The organism is Microcoleus sp. CZ3-B2 (assembly GCF_036705055.1).
Taxonomy (GTDB): domain Bacteria; phylum Cyanobacteriota; class Cyanobacteriia; order Cyanobacteriales; family Microcoleaceae; genus Microcoleus.
In genome coordinates this window covers 1-3083 of sequence record NZ_JAUBTN010000132.1, presented here as the reverse complement: position 1 = coordinate 3083, position 3083 = coordinate 1, and the positions used below count along the sequence as shown (strand labels likewise).

4 protein-coding genes are annotated in these 3083 nt (G+C 50.2%); all 4 read right to left on the bottom strand.

Annotation, left to right across the window (positions count from 1 at the left end):
• Positions 1-77 precede the first annotated feature (77 nt).
• Positions 78-1031 carry an asparaginase gene (locus tag QUA97_RS28035; RefSeq protein WP_194065955.1) on the bottom strand — a complete coding sequence of 318 codons (954 nt, stop codon included), beginning with the start codon at positions 1029-1031 and terminating at the stop codon, positions 78-80.
• A 114-nt stretch (positions 1032-1145) separates the two neighbouring features.
• Positions 1146-1646: a CGLD27 family protein gene (locus QUA97_RS28030; protein ID WP_194009380.1), complete on the bottom strand. Its 501-nt coding sequence runs from the start codon at positions 1644-1646 to the stop codon at positions 1146-1148.
• A gap of 1 nt (position 1647) precedes the next feature.
• Positions 1648-2073, bottom strand: coding sequence for a ribosome silencing factor (gene rsfS / locus QUA97_RS28025; protein ID WP_194065954.1), 426 nt, complete (start codon positions 2071-2073; stop codon positions 1648-1650).
• A 120-nt stretch (positions 2074-2193) separates the two neighbouring features.
• On the bottom strand, positions 2194-2829 hold the full coding sequence (yqeK, locus tag QUA97_RS28020) for a bis(5'-nucleosyl)-tetraphosphatase (symmetrical) YqeK (protein WP_333197576.1): 636 nt from the start codon (positions 2827-2829) through the stop codon (positions 2194-2196).
• Positions 2830-3083 lie beyond the last annotated feature (254 nt).

Sequence of the window (3083 nt, the reverse complement as noted above, 5' to 3'; positions counted from 1 at the left end):
GAGAGGGGGGGAGGGGGGGAGAGGGGGAGAGGATTTTTGGTCGGTGATGTCGATCTACAATTTGGATGTAGAACAACTTAAAGCATCGAAACTTCCCCCACTACCTCCAAGCGCTTAAAATCGCTGAGAGTCAGGTAAGTGTCCGAAAGAGTTTCGGCCTGAGTCGGAGTAATCCACCCCAACTGCTTGAGCAAGTGAATTGCCACAGCAAATTTAGCGCGCTTGCCACCATCGGCGATTTTAATGGCCAAGCCCATACCTTCACCAACGCGGCCAATGCACTGCACCCCTTCTGCGCCGGACTTGCTGACCAATTCTCCTTGAGTCAAGCGCATCAGTTCCGTGTCAAATCTTCCCTCACCGGCAACCATCATCGGGTGGTGAGTCATAGCGCGGACAATCCGCTCCATATCCACATTGTCGCCGGAGGCTAACTTAGCGTACAAAGATGCCATTTGTCCCAACTGCAACAAATAGGTAGGAGCGCCGCAGTCGTCGCGAGCGCTGATAAACTCTTCGGCAGGCATGGCCAGCAAGTCAGCAACCTTGCCCAAAATAAGTTGCTGGACGGGATGTTTGCGGCGCAAATAAGTATCCAGCGGCCAGTGCATTTGCTGACAGACAGCCAGCATTCCGGCGTGTTTACCGGAACAGTTGTATTGCAGGGGGCTTTTTTTGCCTTCAGGAATGGGGCATTGAAGTTTAGATGGGTCTATGTCGCAGCGCCACAGGACGTTAAATACCTGTCGCGATTGCTCGATCGTACCTTGATGAGAACTGCAAATAATCGCTAAATCTCGATCGGTCAATTCGTAGCGTTCCAAAGTCCCGCTCGCCGTCACAGCCAAAGCTTGAAACGGTTTGAGAGAAGAACGGACAAATGCCGCCGTTTCCGAGTTACCCGCAACGGACAGAACGCGGCCGCGTTTGTCACAGACAGCGGCTTGGGCGCGATGCCTAGATTCCACAATACCTTCGCGCAGCAGTGTGACTTCCAGTTCGGGAGCTTGGGTTCGTTTTCCCCTTGTCATATCAATTTTAGATTTTAGATTTTAGATTTTAGATTTGGTGGAGGAAGTTGTAAGGGGGCGGCGACAAAAGCACACCGCCCGGACAACTCAAAACTTCCCTGTCACGATTCCCGATTACAAACAATTCCAAATTAGTCCCCCGGCAACCAGCAATACAGTCAAACCATAAAATGTCTGCCGCAAACGCCTGAGAATTGGTTCTAGTTCGTAGTTGACTATCAACTGGTCTTGAGCTAAAATCTCCGGTGTTTTAGGCCAAGATTGACAATCGTACCAGCCTGACTCTTCGTAGACGACGGTGGGATTTACAAGGCGCGATCGCACGTAGAACCAACCCAAGTAAAGTCGCAGCAAAGCCAATCCTAGAATAAAACTGGCACCGGCTGCCGCACACAGGGCAAACTGAACTGGATACTTGAAGGGAGCAAAGCTAGAAGCAGCTATCGGCCCGGATACCAAGCAACTCCAACCCCAAACCCAAGCTAGTTTTGCCAAATACTCAGGCCAATCGAGAGTTACCCAGCTAAAAAAACCAGATTCTGTAAGTTCTTGGTATTCATTAACCGGGCGCTGTTCTTGCGGAACAGGACAAATAGAAACAGAAGCGTTTTTCACATTAGCATTCCTCTGCGGTGGAAAAATCAATCCGTTCGGCGTGTCCCCAAAACGCTTCTAAATTGTAAAACTCGCGCTCTTGGGGTTTCAAGATGTGGATAATCGCGTCGCCGTAGTCCATGACTACCCAACTTGCGTCTGATAGCCCTTGTGTACGTAGTGGCAACCGTCCCCATTCTTCTTCTACTTGGTCGGCGATGGCTTGGGAGATGGCTCGTACTTGGACGTTGGAAAATCCGGTGACGATCGCAAAGTAGTCTGCCAGATAGCATACTTCTGACACTTGGAGCAATACAATATCAACGGCTTTGCGGTCATCGGCAGCTTGGGCAGCGGTCACGATCAGGCCGCGCGTTTCGTCTGAGGTGGCGCTGTCTGTTTCTGTAGACTGAGTTCTGGAATATTCGAGTTGGGTTAGATCTGACATTAAGTGTTTAAGTTCCTAATTGAGACAGTAAAGGAAAATCGGTTGTTGGCGGTTTGAGACTGGAAATAGGAGTTAGGTGGAAGCCAGAAGTAAGTAAAGGATTGCTGGTAAATTTTACTTTTAACTCGTGATTTGTTCGATCGACTTCCCTGTCGAATTTCCTGTTTCCGGCGATTGGCGAGCCATTTGCAGCGCCCAATTGCGCGTAAGTACGGTGCGCGGGTGAATGTAGCAGCGAGTTTCTAGCAAATATTTCAGAGAATAATCGCTAGTTTGCCACACGCCTGCATAAAGATTTTGCCAGCTTGCCTCGCGCAGTGCTGCTAGTTGGGCGGTGTTGCCGCGGCTCGGCTCTATAGTATCTGCTACAAATACGGTACAACTGAGCTGGCTCATGCTTGGTCGGCCGAGGGTATGATTGGCGATTGCGTCCAAAATTTCTCGATCGACCACCCCAAATTCGTCTCTAGCGACGATCGCGCCCGCGTCTGCGTGCAGCAAATGCGGGTGTGCTTCCAACAATGAGTCTAACTCTAAACCTTCCTTCTGAGCCATTTGCAGCAGCAGTTGGGGTTTGAAGTATTTTGCTGCGTCGTGCAACAATCCGGCCGATCGAGCTTTTGCTTCGTCGAGGCCGTAATGTCTGGCCAAGTCACCTGCTGTCTGTTCGACGCCGAGGATATGTGTGATGCGGGCAGCAGGAACGCGCTGCGAGAGCCAAGCTAGGACGTTTTCGCGCGTAGGTGCAAGTGTCAAATATTAACTCCCAAATTGTAGGATCTACTATTTTAGCGTTTTGTTTTAATGGACTGCGGCGTCGGGTAGCAGCGGTGTTGGGATATTTGGGGTGATTGGGCGAAGGGGGCGAAGTGGGCGATCCAAAGATGTGTTAAAGTAAGTGGCTGTAACGACAAATTGTAGTTACAATATCTATTGACACTCCCTGTGCTGAAGCAACAGGGATTCTTAAGACCACAATTTGAGTCTCAAAGGCGCTGACAATTCGCCTC

Bases quoted from the DNA above. Each gene is read 5' to 3' on its own strand.
- QUA97_RS28035 (WP_194065955.1), bottom strand. From the start codon at position 1,031: ATGACAAGGGGAAAACGAACCCAAGCTCCCGAACTGGAAGTCACACTG.
- rsfS (WP_194065954.1), bottom strand. From the start codon at position 2,073: ATGTCAGATCTAACCCAACTCGAATATTCCAGAACTCAGTCTACAGAA.